The sequence below is a fragment of the Rhizobium sp. BK418 genome (genome assembly GCF_004341105.1).
In the GTDB taxonomy this organism is placed as follows: domain Bacteria; phylum Pseudomonadota; class Alphaproteobacteria; order Rhizobiales; family Rhizobiaceae; genus Rhizobium.
Genome location: NZ_SLZK01000002.1, coordinates 499342 through 517380, shown reverse-complemented (window position 1 = coordinate 517380; position 18039 = coordinate 499342). Strand labels below are relative to the sequence as shown.

Genomic DNA, 18039 nt, shown 5'->3' with positions numbered 1-18039 from the left:
GAGGCAATGTCGTACACGGCGAAAAATCTGACCCTGGGTGGAAACGAGCTTATCGCGTTTCGTATCGGCGATCAGGAATTCTGCGTGAACATCATGGCGGTCCGCGAAATCCGGGGCTGGACCCCGGCGACCGGAATGCCGCATTCGCCATCCTATATGGTGGGCGTCATCAACCTGCGTGGTGCGGTGCTGCCGATCATCGATCTGTCGGCCCGGCTCGGCATGAGGCCGACCGCTCCGACCGCTCGCCACGTCATCATCGTCGCCCAGGTCCGCCGCAAGGTGGTGGGCCTGCTGGTCGATGCCGTCTCCGATATCCTGACGGTCACCGACAGTGACATCCAGCCGACGCCGGAGATCTCCTCCGACCTCCAGCGCCAGTTCGCCCGCGGCATACTCTCGATCGACAAGCGTATGATCTGCCTGATCGAACTCGAAGCCTTGTTCCTCGACACTGAAAGCGAAGCCGCATGAATGCACTTGGCATAAAAGATCAGCGGCAATCCGGTGCCGACGAGGTTCTGGCGAGCGGGGAGTACCCGCTAACGCGTCGTGACCTCTCGGAAATCGCGGCCATGATCTACGCGGATGCGGGCATCTATCTCAACGAGACGAAGGCCTCGCTGGTCTATTCGCGTTTGTCGAAGCATATCCGTAGTCTTGGCCTTTCAGGGTTCCGCGAATATTGCGAGCTTGTCGCCGCGCCGGCAGGTGCTGCCGCCCGGCGTGAAATGCTGTCGCACCTGACGACGAATTTCACGCGGTTTTTCCGGGAAAACCATCATTTCGAACACTTGCGCGACCATGTGCTGCCCGATCTTTTGAACCGGGCGCGCGCAGGCGGTCGCGTCCGGATCTGGTCGGCTGCATCTTCTGACGGGCAGGAGCCCTATTCGATCGCACTTACCGTTCTGTCGATGATGCCGAACGTTGCCGACTACGACTTCAAGATTCTCGCAACCGACATCGACCCAAAGATCCTCGCGATCGCCCGGACCGGCGCCTACGACGAAAACGCGCTGGAAACTGTCTCCCCGGCTATGCGTAAGCAATGGTTTACCGAGGTCGAGATGCAGGGGCGCCGCAAATTCCAGGTCGACGACCGCGTTAAGCGTCTCATCACCTACAACGAGCTGAATCTGATGGCCCAGTGGCCGTTCAAGGGCAAGTTCGACGTCATCTTCTGCCGCAACGTCGTGATCTACTTCGACGAACCGACGCAGATGAAGATCTGGCAGCGGTTCGCCGGCCTGTTGCCGGAGGGCGGCCATCTCTACATCGGCCACTCCGAACGCGTCTCGGGCGAGGCCAAGCACGTCTTCGACAATATCGGCATCACCACCTATCGCTATACGACCAAGGGTATCGGGAGGAAGGCATGAGCGCTCCGGCAAGAGTTCTCGTTGTTGACGACTCACCTACCATGCGCGGCCTGATCTCGGCCGTCTTGAGATCCGATCCTGAAGTCAACGTCATAGGCCAGGCGGGTGACGCCCTGGAGGCCCGCGAGGCGATCAAGCGGCTCAACCCTGACGTCGTCACGCTGGATATCGAGATGCCGAACATGAACGGCCTCGACTTCCTCGAAAAGATCATGCGCCTGCGCCCCATGCCCGTCATCATGGTCTCGACCATGACGCATCGCGGTGCGGAGGCAACACTCGCAGCCCTTGAAATCGGTGCCTTCGATTGTGTCGGCAAGCCGCAGCCGGGCGAACCGCGCCCCTTCGGCGACCTGATCGAAAAGGTAAAGGCTGCTGCTCGCACGCAGCGCAATTTCGCCCAGCCCGCCAGGCCTACGGCCGTCACGCCGCCGCCCGCAGTCGCTGACTTTCGCGTCGGCCGCAAGATCGTGGCGATCGGTTCTTCGACCGGTGGCGTGGAAGCCTTGATCGCCGTTCTGCAGAAATACCCGGCGAATTGTCCGCCGACCGTCATCACCCAGCATATGCCGCCGACCTTCACGAAGAGCTTTGCCGAACGACTGAACCGCCTCTGCGCGCCGGTCGTGGAAGAAGCGACCGACGGCGCCCGTCTCGAGATCGGCAAGGTCTATCTTGCGCCCGGTGGCGAGCGCCATCTGCAGGTATCCAACGCATCGGCACCATGCTGCCGACTGGTCGAGCGAGGGCCGGTCAACGGCCATCGCCCATCGGTCGATGTGCTCTTCGATTCTGTTGCCGAGCTTGCCGGCCGCAACGCCGTGGGTGTCATCCTGACCGGCATGGGTCGCGATGGGGCTGCCGGGCTGTTAAAAATGCGACATGCAGGGGCAAGAACGCTCGGCCAGAACGAAAAAACCTGCGTTGTTTACGGAATGCCAAGAGTTGCCTACGAACTTGGCGCAGTTGAGCAGCAGCTTCCGCTGGCTGCTATCGGCGAAGAAATACTGAAAATGACAGCCGCCCGAAAGGAAGGGACCGAATAATGTCGATCGCGGAGAAAATCAAAGTTCTGATCGTTGACGATCAGGTTACGAGCCGCTTGCTGCTTAGTGATGCACTGACGCAGCTCGGCTTCAAGCAGATCACGGCCGCCGGCGATGGCGAGCAGGGTATGAAGATCATGTCGGAGCAGCCCCACCACCTCGTGATCTCGGACTTCAACATGCCGAAGATGGACGGCCTTGGCTTCCTGCAGGCTGTTCGCAGCAACCCCAACACCAAGAAGGCGGCCTTCATCATCCTCACCGCACAGGGTGACCGTGCGCTGGTGACGAAGGCTGCACAGCTAGGTGCAAACAACGTTCTGGCGAAGCCCTTCACCATCGAAAAGATGAAAGCGGCTATCGAAGCCGTGTTTGGAGCCCTGAAATGATCATCGAGGGTGCGGCCCGCCGCGTGCACATCATCCAGGGTGAATATAAGGTCCTGAACGACCCCGATGCGGTGCTCACGACCATCCTTGGCTCGTGCGTGGCAGCCTGCCTCAGAGATCCCGTCGCTGGTGTTGGCGGCATGAACCACTTCCTGCTGCCGGGGACTGGCAACACCCCGATGACCGGCGGCGATGCCACGCGATATGGCGTGCATCTCATGGAACTGCTGATCAACGGCCTGCTGAAAAAGGGCGCCCGGCGCGACCGGCTGGAGGCCAAGATATTCGGAGGCGCGAAGACGATCTCGACATTCTCGAACGTCGGTGAGCAGAACGCGGCCTTCGCGGTGCAGTTCCTGCGGGATGAAGGCATTCCGGTGGTCAGCTCCAGCACCGGCGGAGAGCATGGACGCAAGATCGAATATTGGCCGGTTTCCGGCCGTGCCCGGCAATACCCCCTGACCGGTGCCGAAACGCAGCGAACCGTCGCTCTCGAACAGCGTCCCGCCGCTCCGCAGAAGCCCGCCGAGACGAGTATCGAATTCTTTTGATGGCGAGGATTTTTATATGACTTTTACACCGATTGACCCGCCAGCGCCGGTCGAGGCGTTGAGCGACATCTTGATGCGCATTGTCTCCGAGCTTCACGACGTTGCCTACTTGATCGAGCGGATCGAACCCCAGCTGATCGAACTCGGCGGCAGCGAAATTCTGAACTCTCCCGATAGCATGAAGGTGATGCAGGGCATCGATCTGGCCGTACAAAAGTCGCGTGGTCTGGCCGAATTCATCGACACCATCACAGGCGAGATTCCACAGGGCTGGTCGATCGATGTCGCTACCGCGCTGAGCCTCGTCAAGCTTGCCGAAATGCAGAAAGCCCTTGGCGGCGGCACCCGTCACGGCCACTCGCAGCCGCTCAGCAAGGCGGCCGGTGACTTCGATTTCTTCTGATAAGTGATTCATTCCTGCAGGCGCTGAACGAAACGCTCGCACAAGTTTCGGCGTCTATTCGTCAAATGAGGCAATAAGCCTGCTTTGTCTTTGACGGATCGTGCGAGAACAGAATGAATCTGTTAAATCAATTAGTTCAGATTTTTAAGAACTTTGGTTCCCTTGGGCGGACGCGTTTGATGATCCTTGGTGGGGTCGGCGCCGCTTCCATCGCAATCATCCTGGCGGCGGCCATTTTCGTCAACAAACCGGCCCAGGAAACGCTCTATATCGGCTTGGAGACCCCTGACCTCAACCAGATCAGCATGGCGCTCGCCGAAAGCAATATAGATTTCCAGGTCGGAACGGACGGTTCCAGCATCACTGTACCGGCCGGCATGACGGGCAAAGCCCGCCTGTTGCTTGCTGAGCGCGGTCTGCCCAACAGCGCCAATGCCGGCTACGAACTCTTCGACAACGTCGGTTCGCTCGGCCTCACCTCCTTCATGCAGGAAGTGACCCGCGTACGCGCTCTCGAAGGTGAAATTGCTCGAACCATTCAATCGATTTCAGGCATCACCGCCGCGCGCGTCCACATTGTCATGCCCGAAGTTGGCAATTTCCGTAAGGCTGAACAGAAGCCCACGGCATCCGTCATGATTCGCGCCAGTGCTGCGACAGGGCGAAACGCAGCCACCTCGATCCGCCACCTCGTCGCCTCGGCTGTGCCGGGGCTTGATGTCGCTGACGTGACGATCCTCGATTCCGCTGGCCAGCTCCTTGCCTCCGGCGATGACGCCGCCAACGGCACCTTGAACCGCTCGCTCAACATCGTTCAGAACGTCCAGCAGGAAGTCGAATCGAATATCGATAAGGCGCTCGCACCTTTCCTCGGCATGGACAACTTCCGCTCCAGCGTCACGGCCAACCTGAACACTGACGCCCAACAGATCCAGGAAACCATCTACGATCCCGAATCCAAGGTCGAGCGCTCGGTTCGTTCCACCAAGGAAAACGCGCAGTCCCAGCAGCGTCAGTCCGACAACGCTACGACGGTCGAACAGAACATTCCGCAAGCGGCACCCGACTCCGGCGGCGCCAATGGTCCGCAGTCGGAGGACAAGTCCGACAAGCGCGAAGAACAGACCAACTACGAAATCAATAGCAAGACCACGGCCACGACGCGCAACAGCTACCGGGTCGAAAAACTCTCGGTCGCCGTCGTCGTCAACAGGGGGCGTATCGCCAAGATGGTTGGCGAACCGGCTGATCAGGCCAAGATCGATGCCTATATTGCCGAAATGCAGAAGATTGTCGCTTCGGCCGCCGGCATCGATACCAACCGCGGCGACGTGGTCACCGTCACGGCGATGGACTTCCTTGAAAACCAGCTTCTCGACGAGGCAAACAGCGGCATCCATGTCATGGATATGCTGAGCCGCAATCTCGCCGGCATCATCAACTCGCTGGCCTTTGTCGCAGTTGCCTTCGTGGTCGTCTGGCTTGGTGTCCGTCCTCTCATCCGCACTGTCAACGGTTCCGGCTCCATTGCGGCGCTCGGCGATGCGTCGCCGGAATCGGCTGGCCTGGAACTGCCGGATTTTGCACCGGCAAGCGCTTCCCCGGGCGGCGCCCTTATGGATGGCTTCGGTTCCGACTTCGGCTTCGACAGCACCGAGGATCTGCTCAGCCTCGGCGACGACGACGGCAATTTCAACCGCCGCGTCAAGGAAGGTCCGGAACGCAAGCTCGCTCGCATGGTGGAGATCAACGAGGAGCGCGCCGCGAAGATCCTCAGAAAATGGGCCATCGACGAAGCAGCATGATGAAAAGGTCGGGAAACCGGCCTTTTTCTTTTCATCCGTGGATCGGTCGCGTGGTCACGAAAGCGTCATCGGCAATCCCAACCGGCCCGTGAAGAGCCGGTTTCTTTGCGATAGAGAATTCGGATGTAAAGAGCGTTAGACAGCATGGCATCGGGTCCAGCGGCCATGCACAGGCCATGCGATGTAAGTATTTAGCCCTCAGAGCGACAGCGCATTGCTCTTCTGGGCTTGAAATTTGCTTCCTGCGGGCATGTGGACGCATCGTTCACCCTGTCATGACTGTGGTAATTTAATCATGCTTAATAATAATCCTCTCCGCCTTGACTCGCGCATAAGGCGAGGAACGTTGCGGCCAAAGTCAGAATCATCTTAGCTCAATATATCTTTGCGAGAGTGGAGGGTGATCGAATCACCGCACGGAAGGCCTCAAATGTAAATCCCCAGAAGTCGGAGATGGTGATTTATGCTGCTTGGCTTACCCTTAAGTGATTCGAAGTGGGATTCGCTGGGGCATGTGATTGAATCTCTTTCACAAAAACCGAACTTCTTTCCGAGAATAGATAGTTTCTCAGCCGCAGGGCACTGCCAATGGATATGGATATATTTCAGGCGAATAAAGGCGAGAAGCATATGGCAAGTTTTGCCGGAGCCAATGTGCCGGATCTTCAGCCGCGCGACGAACTGATCGATCGTCTGCGTGTCGTTGCTGAAACCGGAAAGTTGCAGGCTGGCTTGCGGGCGCTGACCGACTATGTCGGCGCCATGCATTATCTGATGGCGCGCTGCGACCTCATCCAGGAAAGCGGTCTGGATTTTATCGTCTCGTCTGACTGGCCCTTCGATCTAGTGAAGGAGGTCGCCAATGACCTGGTTGCCGGTTATGCGCGCTCGACGGAATTCGACAAGTGCATGCAGGTGCTGCAGCCAGGCTTCGCGCTCCTTCCCGAAAGCGCCGAGGTGCCGCATGACGCAAGCCGCCAATATTGCTCGCTGACCTTCAATGTCGGCCGCTCCCGGCTGGCGCTGATGTTCCTCTTCGCGGAGGGCTTCGTTCTTTCCCCGGAACGTCTGCGCGACGTGGGCCTCCTTGCCGGCTATTTCGCGAGCTTCCTTCGTTGCGGGGGCACCAAAGTTGATCGTGATTTCGAGCTGACGGAGCGGGAGCTGGAATGTCTCTTCTGGATCGCCGAGGGCAAGACGAGCGACGAGATCGCCATGATCCTTGGTATCTCCCGCAATACCATCAATAACTACATCACCAGCGTGATGCGCAAGACTGCAACGAAGACGCGTTCCGAGGCGATAGCCTTCGCCGTTCGCAACAATCTCGTCTGAGGGGAATTATGGGGCAGCAACCGGGCAGGGCGATTAGCAATGCGGACCAGATGCGCATGGTACGTGTGAACAGGATTTCCAGCCGGTCCGACCTTTTCCCGCGCCTGATTGCCATGCAGAAGCTCGCGGATGCGCAGGGCTTCGCCGTCTTTCGCGTCAGCGGCTCCGGTGTGCCGGCAAAGCAGCGACTAATTTGCGAGCTGGAGAATTGGGGTCCCTCGAATACCGGCTTCGGCAAGGCCCTCGTCGATGCTCATGGCGAGGCGTTGCTCGACCATATCGATCGTTCGCTTTTGCCGCTGTTCTGGGCCGGTAGTCACGATCGTGCGGCTCCGGGTCCTGCCGACTTCTCTCCCTTCATGGTGAGATTGAAAGACGGTATCGTGCCTTTCTCCGGCCTTGCCTTTCCGGTGCGCCTCGGCGCTATCGGCAATGGCTTCGTTGTCTTCACCGGCGATGATATCGATCCGTCGAGCGACACGATCATCGAGCTGCACGGCCGCTGCTGCAATGTCATGATGGATCTGCTGTCGCTCGATGAGCGGCGTGCGGCGGCGACCGAAGCGCTGAGCGAACGCGAGATCGCGTGTCTTCAGCTTGCTGGCGACGGCCGCATAAGCGAAGAAATCGCCGACAAGCTCGGTCTGTCGGTGCATACGGTGAACGCCTATCTCGGTTCGGCGACCATCAAACTTGATTCGGTCAACCGGATCCAGGCGATCGCCAAGGCAATACGCCTGGGCTATATCAGCTGACACAGCAAGGCCCGGCACTTGTGGGGCCGGGCCTGATAGTCCCAACGAAAAATACCTTAGCCGGCGAGCGCCTGTGGTCCTGCCACTGTATAGCGCGCTTCGCGCAGGCTCTTTTTAAGGAAAGCTGTGTTTTCATCCGGATCGCTCGACGCGTTCTGAAAGGAAATATGATTGATCTCGATCCCGGCATGATCTTCGGCCAGCGTCAGCTGAGCATAGATGGTCACGCCGCGCGGTTTGATTTCGAGGTCGAGTACAACTTCGGGCTTGCCGCCCCATTCCAGCGTATAATTCCCACCCAGGCCGAAGTTGACAGTGCCGGGATGGAAAAACAGTTCCGCCGCAGAGGCGACGAGGTCGGTGAGATTGCCGTAATACTCGAAGCGCAGCAAAGAAATGAGATCGGATGCATCCAGGAGCCTGAGCTCGGTTGCGACCGGTATGATCGCTTCTGCAAGGATTTTTTCACGCTGGGCAGAGTAGGGGCATTTTTTCATTCGACTTATCTTACCCGTTTGTTCTTGGCCTCCGCTGCGTAAACCCGATGAATGAGTTCTGCGACGGCCTTATAGAAGACTGACGGGATGACACTATCCACCGAGACTTGCGCAAACATGGAGCGTGCGAGAGGTGGATCCTCGAACACGGGAATGTTGTTCTCTTCGGCGATCTCTCTGATTTTTAAGGCAATGAGGTCCTGGCCCTTGGCAAGGACGACCGGCGCGTCATTTTCCTCGCGCACATAACGCAGCGCCACGGCATAGTGGGTCGGATTGGCGATGACGAGGGTGGCGCGCTGGACGCTGGAGATCATACGCCGGCGGGCGCGGTCGCGCATGACGGAACGCTGCCTGCTCTTGACGAAGGGGTCACCCTGCGACTGCTTGTTTTCTTCCTTCACCTCGTGCTTCGTCATCTTCAGTTCGGTGAACCAGTGATAACGCGTCCAGAAGACGTCCGCGATGGCGACAATAGCGGTGGCGACCAGCATGACGATGATGATCTTGCGCATCGCCGTCATCATGCGAACCATGATCGTCTGCGGATCGGAGAACATCGCATCGATCGACCCGAAATATTCGCTTCTGAGGACGAAGGAGAGGATCACCCCGACGGCCACCACCTTGAAGAGCGATTTGCCGAATTCGATGAGGCCTTGAAGGCTGAAGAGCCGCGACCATCCCTTGATCGCTGAAATACGCGAGGCCTGTGGGCGAATGCGTTCGAGAACCGGCGTCGGCAAGTTCTGAAAGACGGACGAGGCGATACCGAACACCATGAACATGATGAAGGCAGGAGCCAGAAACGCGGCCACGGCCCAGCCGAGTTTCGCAAAAAGCGAGATGACGTCAGGCCCGGTCTCGATCCTCCACTGGTCCGGCTGTTCAAAAATGTCGCGCAGCGTTTCGGCCATGCGTGACGTCGCGTTCGGAAGAAAGAAGACGAGATAGATGAAAGTCGCCAGAATCGTCGCGAAGATCGAGATTTCGCGTGAGTGGGGGGTGTTACCTTTTTCGGCAGCATCAGACCGCTTTTTCGCGGTCGGGGCCTCTGTTTTGCTGTCCTTGTCTTCATCGGCCAAATGCCCGGCCTCCCGTCAAAGAAAAAGGCCACTGCTGGAGCGCGGCCTGTTTCCATGAAGGGTAACCTCGTGTTTGCTGCCGATCAATCGTTGCCTTGCCGTCGAACGGTTTTGTCAACAGCTGCGATGGCTCTACATCTAGGCGGCCGCAGGACCGCCTTCTTTTTCCTTGAGCTCGATCTGGCCGGCATTGGCCAAGCGGATCGCTTCCTGCGCGACGGCACGACGGGCGATCGCGATCTCGCGCGGATTGACGCCGGCCATGCCGCTCTGCAAATCCGATTCGATCATGCGACGCTGGCGCGGACTGATGGCCGAAAGCACCGATTCGCGGATTTCGGCTGATGCACCACGCAGCGCGACTGTGAGAACGTCGGCGGAGATATCGTTGAGCAGCATGACGCGGCTGCGCTGCGGCATGAACATGAGGTCCTCGAAGAGGAAGATCTTCGGGCGGACCTTGTTGACTGCTTCGCGGCTGATTGATTCGAGCGAGGTAAGCAGCGTATCGACCTGCGGCTTGTCCATCTCGTTCATCAGATCGGCGACCTTGGTCGAGCCAGATGCGTTGCGTTCTGCTTCGATTTCGGCAAGCAGCGTCATGACCTGGTTTTCGATGATCTGCGCAGCCTTCGGGCTGACGCCCTTCATGTTAACCGTGCGGTTCATGATGTCGGCGCGGCGATTGTCGGGAAGCTGCAGCAATACCTTCGCGCCGAAGGACGAAGGCATCATGGACAGGATATAGGCAACGGTCTGCGGATGTTCGCGCAGCAGGAATTGGGCGACGAAAGCGGGTTCAGCCTCGGCGAGGCGGTCCCAGATGGATGTCTCGTATGCCTGGAAGGCAGTGCGGCGGCCAAGCAGGCTGTCGACCTCATCAGGTGTCAGGCCCTCCTCGAGGATGGCCTCGATCGCCTTGGCATTGTCCATCAGGCCGGCGCCTTCGGTGAAGAGATCCTCGAATTCGCTGACGAGCTGCAGAAGTTCGTCCGGCGGGATGGCGCGAAGCGCCTGGGCAGATCCGATGATGGTCTGCAACTCGGCCTGCGTGAAATATTTCAGCAGTCGCCCGGCGACGCCCTTCCCCATAGCGAGAAGAACTGCCGCCGCCTTTTCAGCCTGGGTCAACGGTTTCCCGGCAAGTGCGCCGCCGAAATCGTCAAAGTCCATCATGGTCTAACCTCTCCGTCCCACACAGGGATCAGGCTTTTTTCGTGCTCAAAACTTCTATCAGTTTTACACCGAATCGCGTGTCGTCATTATCAAGAACCGTAATCTCGCCGCGCGCAATCCTGCGGCCATTCACCATTATTTCGACCGGCTCGCCGATCTTCTTGTCGAGCGCGATGGTGGCACCTTCGGTGAGGTTCATCAGTCCCGAAACCTGCATGCGGCTCGTCCCGAGCACGATCTGGACGTCGATAGGAATATCCATGATCAGGTCGAGGTTCGAGTTCAGTGCGCTGCCGAGCGGAGCCGGCGCGGACTGGAAGGAATTGCCGCCGAAGCTTTGCGTTGCACCGAAGCTCGAGGCACTTGCCCCGCCCATGCCCGCAGCACTGCCGCCGAAATCGTCTCCACCGAAATCGCTGCCCGCGAAATCGGCGCCACCGAACGAGGTTTCGCCGGCATCGCCGCCAAAAGGCGAGAGATCCGTTCCTGTTGCGAAAGCATCATTCTGCAGGTCGTCGCCGAACTGCGGAAGATCGCCGTCGGAGTCTTTCTTCAGCACGCCGCGCAGATCGTCGATAGCCTGATCCAGATCTGCTTCATTGCCCGGCATGTCCAGGGAGAGGTCACTGTTCTGCTGTGTCTTCTTCGTAGCCATGAAATCACTATTCCAGTTGAAACTTGCCTCAAACTGCCTTTACAGCGCTGAAAGCGAGAGAACCGATTAATTCATTAAGTGCCGGATCAGCTCATCATCCGAATTCATGGTGTCTTTCACTCGCACCATGTAGTTGTCGCCTGAACGCCCGAACTCGCACACATACAATTCCCGGCTGTTGGCGCTGACTTCGACGCGAACGTCACCGCTGTCGCGGAACGGAATGACGTCGCCGGCCATCAGTTTGGAAATCGTCCGCAGCGTCAGATCCTGCAGACGGATCTTCGCTTCGAGGGTCACCTGCGAACGACGGACCTGGTCACCAATCTGCTCCGTCCATTCCGGCGACTTGCTCGGCTGCTTCTTCGGCTTTGGAGGCGCAACCTTGGTCTTCAGGAGCGCTGTCTGGGGAACGATTAGGCTGAACTCGGAGACGATGCCGGCAAGCGTGATCGACATGTTGATCGCAGCCGCAAATTCATCCGGGCGGTCTTCCGGCGGGCGAACGCGGGCTTCAAGAGCGTAGGGAGCAGACAGGCTGGGTTCGAAGCCGCCCGGCGCGTTGACGGCCGAACGCAGCACCTTGGAAATCTTGTCGAACACCATGCTGGCGAGGTCGAGCTCGATCACGGAGAGGAGCCGGTCGGCCGGCTCCTCGATCGTTTCGGCGGTAGCGCCAAGCAGATGTTCCATCAGGGTAATGACGAAACCGTTGCCGCAGCCGATGGTGATGTTCTGGGACCAATTGCGCAGGGTCGCATCGACCAGCGTCATGTTGGTGCTGAGGTCGTCGATCAGATGATTCTTGTAGCCGATCTCGCAACCGAGATAGCCGACTGTCACGTCGAGGCCGGTTTCGCTCTTCAGGATATCGGGCAGGAATTCGCTGTAGATCTCGCCGAAGGAGCTGCAGAGCTTGGCAACCCTGCCCTTGTCGCCAAGACCGCCGGTCAATTTGGCAAGCAGGACCGGATCCATTGTCTGGTTGTCATGCGAAGCATTGCTCGTAGTCATTTAAGCTGCCTTGTTTTCGCCACCTGGGTTCATCATTTCCTGCTCCACTGCGTCGATCGACGGGCGTTCATATGCCGAAATCGTCTTGCGGCCGTATTCGAGGGCAACTTGCGGCACCGAGCCATTCATGTAGGCAAGCAGGGTCTGCTTGACGACGACATAGAGACGATGCTGCTTGGAGCGGACAACCTTGATCTGCGAGATCAGGGGCGCGCAGACGCAGTAGGAAAGCAGAATGCCGAGGAATGTGCCGACGAGTGCCGAACCGATGAGGTGGCCGAGCACTTCCGGCGAGTCGTTGATATGCGCCATGGCCTTGATGACGCCGAGAACCGCCGCAACGATACCGATGGCCGGGAACGAATCGCCCATGATCTGGATCGCGTGGTAGGGCTTCATCTTGTCATGTAGGATGGTATTGATTTCTTCGTCCATCAGCGCCTCGATCTCGTGGGAGCGGGCGTTGCCGATGATGATCAGGCGCACATAGTCGCAGATAAAGGCCGTCAGTTCCTTGTTCTTCAGAACCGTCGGGGCTGACTGGAAGATTGTCGATTCGGCCGGGTTGTCGATATGCGCTTCTATTTCGTTGCGCGACTTGGTGCGCAGATCGCGCATCAGCGAATAGAGTACGCCAAGCGTATCGAGGTAGTTGCGCTCCTTGGGGACGGCATGCTTGAAGGCTTCGCCGAGCGCCTTGCCGGAATCTTTCACCACTTTCATCGGGTTCGCCATGATGAAGCTGCCGATGCCGGCGCCGCCGATGATCAGGAATTCGAAGGGCTGAAAAAGAGCATCGACCTCGCCGCCCATCGCCATGAAGCTACCGACGATACAGCCGCAGACAACTACAAATCCGATAATAATATTCATCGTCAGCCCAATCTGAACGTTAGTTTTCTTTGCGACGGATAGGGTTTGTGCCTTGCGTGAGGCTGATGAGAGCGGCTTTGCGCGCTGCCAGCTTCGCGCAAGCATTTGCCTTCACATTGAACGTGACGAGTGGGCCTATGCGCGCCCATGTCTGAGATGCCGCTCAGCGGAACCCGTGGCCGAACGAAAAGGAGCCCGGTGTTTCGTCCCGTTTATCGCCAATGTGGAGCTTACCGACATGCAATCCGGTCTTTACGTTTCCCTGTCGTCGCAGATGGCCCTCGAAAAACGCCTGACGACGATCGCCGACAATATGGCCAACGTGAACACCACCGGTTTTCGCGGCACCGAGGTAAAGTTCGACGAAATGATGGCGAATAACCAGAACAAGACGAACACCAAAGTCGCCTTCGTCTCTCAGGGCAACGACTACCTGGATGGCACCCATGGCGAAATGCAGCATACCGGCAACATGCTCGACTTCGCCGTCAAGGGCGATGCCTGGTTCTCTCTCGACACGCCCGCTGGCCGCGTTCTGACGCGGGACGGCCGCTTCACGATTCGTGACACTGGCGAGTTGGTCTCCATCCGTGGCTATCCGGTTCTCGATGCAGGCGGCGCGCCAATCGTCCTCAACACCGCCGGCGGAGAACCGAAGGTCGGCACTGATGGCATCATCTATCAGAATGACCGCCAGGTTGGCTCGCTCGGCCTCTTCGAAGCCGATATCAGCAAGGGTTATCTGCGTTTCGAAAACAGCGGCATCATGACGACAGACCAGCCTCGTGCTGTGGTCGACCGCTTCAATGTCGGTGTCGAGCAGGGCTATCTCGAAAATTCCAACGTCAATGCGATGCATGAGATGACGCAGCTCATCGAAGTGAATCGTGCCTTCGAAAGCGTGTCGTCGCTGATGCGTGACAGCGAAGATTCGTTCAAGGAAGCGGTGCAGACGCTGGGCGGCAGCCGCTAAGGCAGGGTGTGAAGCATGAACACCACGCTGCTGACCGAGGACGCTCTCTCGCCGAAGCTCACACATCTCGGCGACCTGGCAAAACGCTACGCCTCGCCGGAATTCTCGGTGACCCATGGCGGTCGCGTGCACACGATCGCCGCTGGCCACTATACTGTCCGCGGCCTTTCCCGGTATGTGCGCCTCGGCGAGTTCGTGGCGCATAAATCCGCGACAGGCATCCATCTCGGCGAAGTAGTCAGGGTGGAGCCGGATCTGATCTATGTCTGCCCCATCGAGCCGGGCGAACCGATCGGCATCCATGACGTCGTCATCCGCAAGGGCGCTTTCCGTATCTCTCCATCAGATGGCTGGTGCGGCCGCACCATCAATTCCCTCTGCGAGCCGATCGACGGTCTCGGCCCGATCACCGAAGGCCTGGAGCGCCGTTCGATCTCGAATACTGCGCCGCCTTCGATGACGCGTCAGCGCGTCGAAAACGGTTTCAAGACCGGTGTGCGGGCGATCGATATCTTCTCCCCGCTCTGCCTCGGCCAGCGTCTTGGTATTTTCGCCGGCTCCGGTGTCGGCAAATCGACGCTGCTGTCGATGCTCGCCCGCGCCGACGCCTTCGACAAGGTGGTAATAGCGCTGGTCGGGGAACGCGGCCGCGAAGTCCGCGAATTCATCGAAGATACGCTTGGCGCCAATATGAAGAAGGCGATTGCCGTCGTGGCTACCAGCGATGAGAGCCCGATGCTGCGCAAGATGGCGCCGTTGACGGCCGTAACGATTGCGGAGCACTTCCGCGACAAAGGCGAAAACGTTCTCTTCATCGTCGATAGTGTTACGCGTTTTGCCCACGCGATTCGCGAAGTGGCAACCGCCTCCGGCGAGCCGCCGATCGCGCGCGGCTATCCAGCTTCCGTCTTCACCGAACTGCCGCGTCTTCTCGAGCGCGCCGGTCCCGGTCCAGAAGGTGCCGGCACCATCACCGCGATCATCTCCATCCTCGTCGATGGTGACAATCATAACGACCCGATTGCCGACTCCACGCGCGGGATTCTGGACGGCCATATCGTTCTCCAGCGGAGTCTCGCGGAGGAGGGGCGCTATCCTCCGATCGATCCGCTGGCCTCCATCTCGCGTCTTGCCCGCAAGGCTTGGACTCCCGATCAAGAGAAGCTGGTTTCGCGCCTCAAGGTGCTGATCCACCGCTTTGAGGAAACGCGAGACCTGCGCCTCATCGGTGGTTACCGCCCCGGAGCCGATCCCGATCTCGACATGGCGGTCAAGCAGGTGCCGATCATCTATGACGTCCTGAAACAGTCTCCCGGGGACCGCGAATCGCTCGATGCCTTCGCCGATCTTGCCGGTGCTCTCAAAGCCGCCGCTGGCGTACCCACTCCGAGTGCGCCCATTCAAAGGAGGGCCTGATCATGGCCGGTTACGACGACGAACAGATCGCGGCGCTGAAGGCGCGCAATAAGGGGCAGCTGCTTGACCGCATGCTGACCTTTTTGGGTCTGGCGCTTGCGGGCGCTTCTGCCTTTTTCCCCTGGTACGTCTTCTTCAACGAAGACAAGTTCGGCATCAACGTCGCCGACACGGGAACTTCGCGGACGTTGCCAGACTGGCCCGCGCGCAATGTCTTCAGCGTTTCGCCACTCGCCATGGTCAACAAGAACGAGCCCGACAAGAAGGTTCCGCCGCTCGACAATGTGACGACCGCAACAGTTTCCGAACTTGGCAAGGAGCGCGACGGCGACGCCTCGATGGAGGACCAGCCGTTCCCCGGCAAGGGCTCTTTCCGTCTGCTGCATGTGGCCAACGGCCGGGCACTCATCGAGGATCCCTCGGGCATGTATGTCGTGCGCGTCGGCTCGATCCTGCCTGACGAAAGCCGCCTTGCCACATTGGAACAGCGTGACGGCAAGTGGGTAATCGTCACCTCCAAGGGCGAGGTCTACCAGAACAACTAGTTCAGGCAAATGGATGAATCGCTGCAAGGCCCTGTCGGAGAAACCGCTTGGCGGCGGTTGATCGATGTTTGCAAATAACCCCGTAGAATGGCCTGTAAAGCCTGCATTTACCGCAAGTCCCACGCAAGATTACCGCCCTAGGTTCGGCCCAGTAAAAACGGAGAGTTCTCATGCAACCGATTCAACTTTTCGACTTGGCTTCAAAGCAGGCCGAATGGCTGACGATCCGTCAGGAGGTTGTTGCCGGCAACATTGCGAATGCAAACACGCCGAAGTTCCGTGCGAAGGACGTGACGCCCTTTCAGGCCGTGCTCGATCAGTCGGACGTGACCATGACGCGCACCAATCCGATGCATCTGAGCGGCAACGATTTCAGCACGAGTGGCGACATCGACGTCAAGGATGCAGCACTCGACCAGGAAATCGGCGTTCAGGAATCCGGCAACACCGTCGGTGTGGCTGAAGAACTTTCCAAATCCGGCGAGATCAAGCGTCAGTACGACCTGAACACCTCGCTGGTCAGCTCCTTTCATCGAATGATGTTGATGACGGTAAGGAAGTAGACGGATGGATCCGCTTTCAGCAGCAATGAAAATCGCAGGTTCCGGGCTCGAAACGCAGTCGACGCGTCTGCGTATCGTCTCGGAAAACATTGCCAACGCCCGTTCGACCGGCGACACGCCCGGTGCCGATCCCTATCGCCGCAAGACTATCACCTTCGGTCAGCAGCTCGATCGCGCCAGCGGCGTCGAGACTGTCAATGTCAAGAAGATCGGTGTCGACGAAGGCGACTTCACCAAAGAATACGACCCGAGCAATCCTGCTGCGGACGACAAGGGCATCGTCAAGATGCCGAACGTCAATATCCTGATCGAGATGGCCGACATGCGCGAAGCCAACCGCTCGTATGACGCCAATCTGCAGACGATCAAGCAGACACGCGACCTCATCTCCTCGACGATCGATCTCCTGAAGAGCGGACAATAATGATCACCAGCGTACAGAATGTCAGCAATCTCTCGATGGCTCGCGCCCTTGGCGGCATCGATACCGAAAACTCCGCATCTTCCACGACCGCGACGTCTTCGGCTGCGGCCGGCGCATCGAATGGCCTGAGCTTCGCCTCCGTTATGGGCAACATGGCGACCGAAGCCGTCAACAGCCTGAAAGGCGCGGAAAATATGTCCTTCGCCGGCATCAAGGGCACGGCTTCGACGCGCGAAGTCGTCGATTCCATGTTGCAGGCCGAGCAGACCCTCCAGACTGCAATCGCCATTCGCGACAAGGTCGTCTCGGCCTTCCTCGAAGTCACCAAGATGCAGATGTAACTGATTTGAGGACGAACACATGAGAGCGCTCGCCATCGCAGCAACGGGCATGGATGCCCAGCAGACCAATCTTGAAGTCATCGCGAATAATATCGCGAACATCAATACGACCGGTTTCAAGCGCGCCCGCGCCGAGTTCACCGACCTTCTCTACCAGACCGAACGCGCCAAGGGTGTCGCCAACCGCGCCAACCAGGCGGTCGTTCCGGAAGGCGCCAACATCGGTCTCGGCGTGCAGACCTCGGCCGTGCGTAACCTGCATCTCCAGGGCGAATTGACCCAGACCGGCAACGATCTCGACATCGCAATCGTCGGCAAGGGCTTCTTCCAGATTCAGTCGACCGATGGCACGACGCTCTACAGCCGCGCCGGTGCACTGAACAAGAATGACCAGGGTCAGCTCGTCACCATCGACGGTTATGAAGTCATTCCGGGCATCACCATTCCGCAGGGATCTACCGAACTGACGATCAGCCGCTCCGGCGAAGTCACTGCCAAGCTGCCTGGCCAGACCACGCCGACCACGCTCGGCCAGATCACGCTTGCCGACTTCGTCAACGAGGCGGGCCTGCAGCCGATCGGCGACAACCTCTTCCAGGAAACGCCGGCATCAGGTGAAGCCGTCGTCAGCAATCCAGACGAAGACAACATGGGTTACCTCAAGCAGGGTTACCTGGAATCCTCGAACGTCGATCCGGTCAAGGAAATCACTGAGCTGATATCGGCCCAGCGTGCTTATGAAATGAATTCCAAGGTGATCACGACAGCTGATGAAATGGCATCCATCGTCAGCAAGAACCTGAAGTAAGAG

General features: G+C 58.6%; 22 protein-coding genes. 16 read left to right on the top strand and 6 right to left on the bottom strand.

Features of this window, described 5'->3' with window-relative positions; translation table 11 throughout:
* The first annotated feature begins 6 nt into the window (after positions 1-6).
* The 9 genes from EV281_RS08575 (at position 7) to EV281_RS08535 (ending at position 7666) form a co-directional block, all read left to right on the top strand.
* On the top strand, positions 7-474 hold the full coding sequence (locus EV281_RS08575) for a chemotaxis protein CheW (protein WP_132652670.1): 468 nt from the start codon (positions 7-9) through the stop codon (positions 472-474).
* A complete protein-coding gene (gene cheR / locus EV281_RS08570) occupies positions 471-1382 on the top strand; it encodes a protein-glutamate O-methyltransferase CheR (RefSeq protein ID WP_132652669.1) in 912 nt (303 codons plus the stop codon). Before EV281_RS08575 ends, cheR begins: the two co-directional genes overlap by 4 nt.
* A complete protein-coding gene (gene cheB / locus EV281_RS08565) occupies positions 1379-2428 on the top strand; it encodes a protein-glutamate O-methylesterase CheB (RefSeq protein WP_132652668.1) in 1050 nt (349 codons plus the stop codon). Before cheR ends, cheB begins: the two co-directional genes overlap by 4 nt.
* Positions 2428-2817 (top strand): response regulator, encoded by a 390-nt coding sequence (locus tag EV281_RS08560; protein ID WP_132652667.1) that lies wholly within the window; start codon positions 2428-2430, stop codon positions 2815-2817. Before cheB ends, EV281_RS08560 begins: the two co-directional genes overlap by 1 nt.
* On the top strand, positions 2814-3368 hold the full coding sequence (gene cheD / locus EV281_RS08555) for a chemoreceptor glutamine deamidase CheD (RefSeq protein ID WP_132652666.1): 555 nt from the start codon (positions 2814-2816) through the stop codon (positions 3366-3368). The genes EV281_RS08560 and cheD overlap by 4 nt, the downstream gene beginning before the upstream one ends.
* A gap of 16 nt (positions 3369-3384) precedes the next feature.
* Entirely contained in the window at positions 3385-3771 is a 387-nt protein-coding gene (locus EV281_RS08550) for a hypothetical protein (protein WP_132652665.1), read from the top strand.
* A gap of 113 nt (positions 3772-3884) precedes the next feature.
* On the top strand, positions 3885-5576 hold the full coding sequence (gene fliF, locus EV281_RS08545) for a flagellar basal-body MS-ring/collar protein FliF (RefSeq protein WP_132652664.1): 1692 nt from the start codon (positions 3885-3887) through the stop codon (positions 5574-5576).
* A gap of 588 nt (positions 5577-6164) precedes the next feature.
* A complete protein-coding gene (locus tag EV281_RS08540; RefSeq protein ID WP_132652663.1) occupies positions 6165-6911 on the top strand; it encodes a helix-turn-helix transcriptional regulator in 747 nt (248 codons plus the stop codon).
* Between the two features lie 8 nt (positions 6912-6919).
* The gene (locus EV281_RS08535) at positions 6920-7666 is read left to right on the top strand and encodes a helix-turn-helix transcriptional regulator (protein ID WP_132652662.1); all 747 of its coding nucleotides are present in this window, start codon (positions 6920-6922) and stop codon (positions 7664-7666) included.
* 56 nt (positions 7667-7722) lie between these two features.
* Here EV281_RS08535 and EV281_RS08530 read toward each other — a convergent pair whose 3' ends face one another.
* From EV281_RS08530 to motA, 6 genes are all read right to left on the bottom strand, one after another.
* Entirely contained in the window at positions 7723-8163 is a 441-nt protein-coding gene (locus EV281_RS08530) for a hypothetical protein (protein ID WP_132652661.1), read from the bottom strand.
* A gap of 5 nt (positions 8164-8168) precedes the next feature.
* Complete coding sequence (gene flhB, locus EV281_RS08525) at positions 8169-9248, bottom strand: flagellar biosynthesis protein FlhB (RefSeq protein ID WP_132652660.1); 1080 nt, start codon at positions 9246-9248, stop codon at positions 8169-8171.
* Positions 9249-9386: 138 nt separating this feature from the next.
* Positions 9387-10424 carry a flagellar motor switch protein FliG gene (gene fliG, locus EV281_RS08520; RefSeq protein ID WP_132652659.1) on the bottom strand — a complete coding sequence of 346 codons (1038 nt, stop codon included), beginning with the start codon at positions 10422-10424 and terminating at the stop codon, positions 9387-9389.
* A 28-nt stretch (positions 10425-10452) separates the two neighbouring features.
* Positions 10453-11079: a flagellar motor switch protein FliN gene (fliN, locus tag EV281_RS08515; RefSeq protein ID WP_132652658.1), complete on the bottom strand. Its 627-nt coding sequence runs from the start codon at positions 11077-11079 to the stop codon at positions 10453-10455.
* Between the two features lie 66 nt (positions 11080-11145).
* Positions 11146-12093: a FliM/FliN family flagellar motor switch protein gene (locus EV281_RS08510; RefSeq protein WP_132652657.1), complete on the bottom strand. Its 948-nt coding sequence runs from the start codon at positions 12091-12093 to the stop codon at positions 11146-11148.
* Positions 12094-12966: a flagellar motor stator protein MotA gene (gene motA / locus EV281_RS08505; RefSeq protein WP_132652656.1), complete on the bottom strand. Its 873-nt coding sequence runs from the start codon at positions 12964-12966 to the stop codon at positions 12094-12096.
* 238 nt (positions 12967-13204) lie between these two features.
* Here motA and flgF point away from each other — a divergent pair, with 238 nt between their 5' ends.
* The 7 genes from flgF (at position 13205) to flgG (ending at position 18036) form a co-directional block, all read left to right on the top strand.
* Positions 13205-13939, top strand: coding sequence for a flagellar basal-body rod protein FlgF (gene flgF / locus EV281_RS08500; protein WP_132652655.1), 735 nt, complete (start codon positions 13205-13207; stop codon positions 13937-13939).
* A 15-nt stretch (positions 13940-13954) separates the two neighbouring features.
* A complete protein-coding gene (fliI, locus tag EV281_RS08495) occupies positions 13955-15355 on the top strand; it encodes a flagellar protein export ATPase FliI (protein ID WP_132652654.1) in 1401 nt (466 codons plus the stop codon).
* Positions 15356-15357: 2 nt separating this feature from the next.
* Positions 15358-15900, top strand: coding sequence for a flagellar protein (locus EV281_RS08490; RefSeq protein ID WP_132652653.1), 543 nt, complete (start codon positions 15358-15360; stop codon positions 15898-15900).
* 170 nt (positions 15901-16070) lie between these two features.
* Positions 16071-16463, top strand: coding sequence for a flagellar basal body rod protein FlgB (gene flgB / locus EV281_RS08485; protein WP_132652652.1), 393 nt, complete (start codon positions 16071-16073; stop codon positions 16461-16463).
* Positions 16464-16467: 4 nt separating this feature from the next.
* On the top strand, positions 16468-16887 hold the full coding sequence (gene flgC / locus EV281_RS08480; RefSeq protein WP_132652651.1) for a flagellar basal body rod protein FlgC: 420 nt from the start codon (positions 16468-16470) through the stop codon (positions 16885-16887).
* On the top strand, positions 16887-17228 hold the full coding sequence (locus tag EV281_RS08475; protein ID WP_132652650.1) for a flagellar hook-basal body complex protein FliE: 342 nt from the start codon (positions 16887-16889) through the stop codon (positions 17226-17228). Before flgC ends, EV281_RS08475 begins: the two co-directional genes overlap by 1 nt.
* A gap of 19 nt (positions 17229-17247) precedes the next feature.
* A complete protein-coding gene (flgG, locus tag EV281_RS08470) occupies positions 17248-18036 on the top strand; it encodes a flagellar basal-body rod protein FlgG (RefSeq protein WP_132652649.1) in 789 nt (262 codons plus the stop codon).
* Positions 18037-18039 lie beyond the last annotated feature (3 nt).

What these genes read in the sequence shown, in the direction of transcription:
- EV281_RS08575 (WP_132652670.1), top strand. Translation starts at nt 7, where the DNA reads ATGTCGTACACGGCGAAAAATCTGACCCTGGGTGGAAACGAGCTTATC.
- cheR (WP_132652669.1), top strand. Translation starts at nt 471, where the DNA reads ATGAATGCACTTGGCATAAAAGATCAGCGGCAATCCGGTGCCGACGAG.
- cheB (WP_132652668.1), top strand. Translation starts at nt 1,379, where the DNA reads ATGAGCGCTCCGGCAAGAGTTCTCGTTGTTGACGACTCACCTACCATG.
- EV281_RS08560 (WP_132652667.1), top strand. Translation starts at nt 2,428, where the DNA reads ATGTCGATCGCGGAGAAAATCAAAGTTCTGATCGTTGACGATCAGGTT.
- cheD (WP_132652666.1), top strand. Translation starts at nt 2,814, where the DNA reads ATGATCATCGAGGGTGCGGCCCGCCGCGTGCACATCATCCAGGGTGAA.
- EV281_RS08550 (WP_132652665.1), top strand. Translation starts at nt 3,385, where the DNA reads ATGACTTTTACACCGATTGACCCGCCAGCGCCGGTCGAGGCGTTGAGC.
- fliF (WP_132652664.1), top strand. Translation starts at nt 3,885, where the DNA reads ATGAATCTGTTAAATCAATTAGTTCAGATTTTTAAGAACTTTGGTTCC.
- EV281_RS08540 (WP_132652663.1), top strand. Translation starts at nt 6,165, where the DNA reads ATGGATATGGATATATTTCAGGCGAATAAAGGCGAGAAGCATATGGCA.
- EV281_RS08535 (WP_132652662.1), top strand. Translation starts at nt 6,920, where the DNA reads ATGGGGCAGCAACCGGGCAGGGCGATTAGCAATGCGGACCAGATGCGC.
- EV281_RS08530 (WP_132652661.1), bottom strand. Translation starts at nt 8,163, where the DNA reads ATGAAAAAATGCCCCTACTCTGCCCAGCGTGAAAAAATCCTTGCAGAA.
- fliG (WP_132652659.1), bottom strand. Translation starts at nt 10,424, where the DNA reads ATGATGGACTTTGACGATTTCGGCGGCGCACTTGCCGGGAAACCGTTG.
- fliN (WP_132652658.1), bottom strand. Translation starts at nt 11,079, where the DNA reads ATGGCTACGAAGAAGACACAGCAGAACAGTGACCTCTCCCTGGACATG.
- EV281_RS08510 (WP_132652657.1), bottom strand. Translation starts at nt 12,093, where the DNA reads ATGACTACGAGCAATGCTTCGCATGACAACCAGACAATGGATCCGGTC.
- motA (WP_132652656.1), bottom strand. Translation starts at nt 12,966, where the DNA reads ATGAATATTATTATCGGATTTGTAGTTGTCTGCGGCTGTATCGTCGGT.
- flgF (WP_132652655.1), top strand. Translation starts at nt 13,205, where the DNA reads ATGCAATCCGGTCTTTACGTTTCCCTGTCGTCGCAGATGGCCCTCGAA.
- fliI (WP_132652654.1), top strand. Translation starts at nt 13,955, where the DNA reads ATGAACACCACGCTGCTGACCGAGGACGCTCTCTCGCCGAAGCTCACA.
- EV281_RS08490 (WP_132652653.1), top strand. Translation starts at nt 15,358, where the DNA reads ATGGCCGGTTACGACGACGAACAGATCGCGGCGCTGAAGGCGCGCAAT.
- flgB (WP_132652652.1), top strand. Translation starts at nt 16,071, where the DNA reads ATGCAACCGATTCAACTTTTCGACTTGGCTTCAAAGCAGGCCGAATGG.
- flgC (WP_132652651.1), top strand. Translation starts at nt 16,468, where the DNA reads ATGGATCCGCTTTCAGCAGCAATGAAAATCGCAGGTTCCGGGCTCGAA.
- EV281_RS08475 (WP_132652650.1), top strand. Translation starts at nt 16,887, where the DNA reads ATGATCACCAGCGTACAGAATGTCAGCAATCTCTCGATGGCTCGCGCC.
- flgG (WP_132652649.1), top strand. Translation starts at nt 17,248, where the DNA reads ATGAGAGCGCTCGCCATCGCAGCAACGGGCATGGATGCCCAGCAGACC.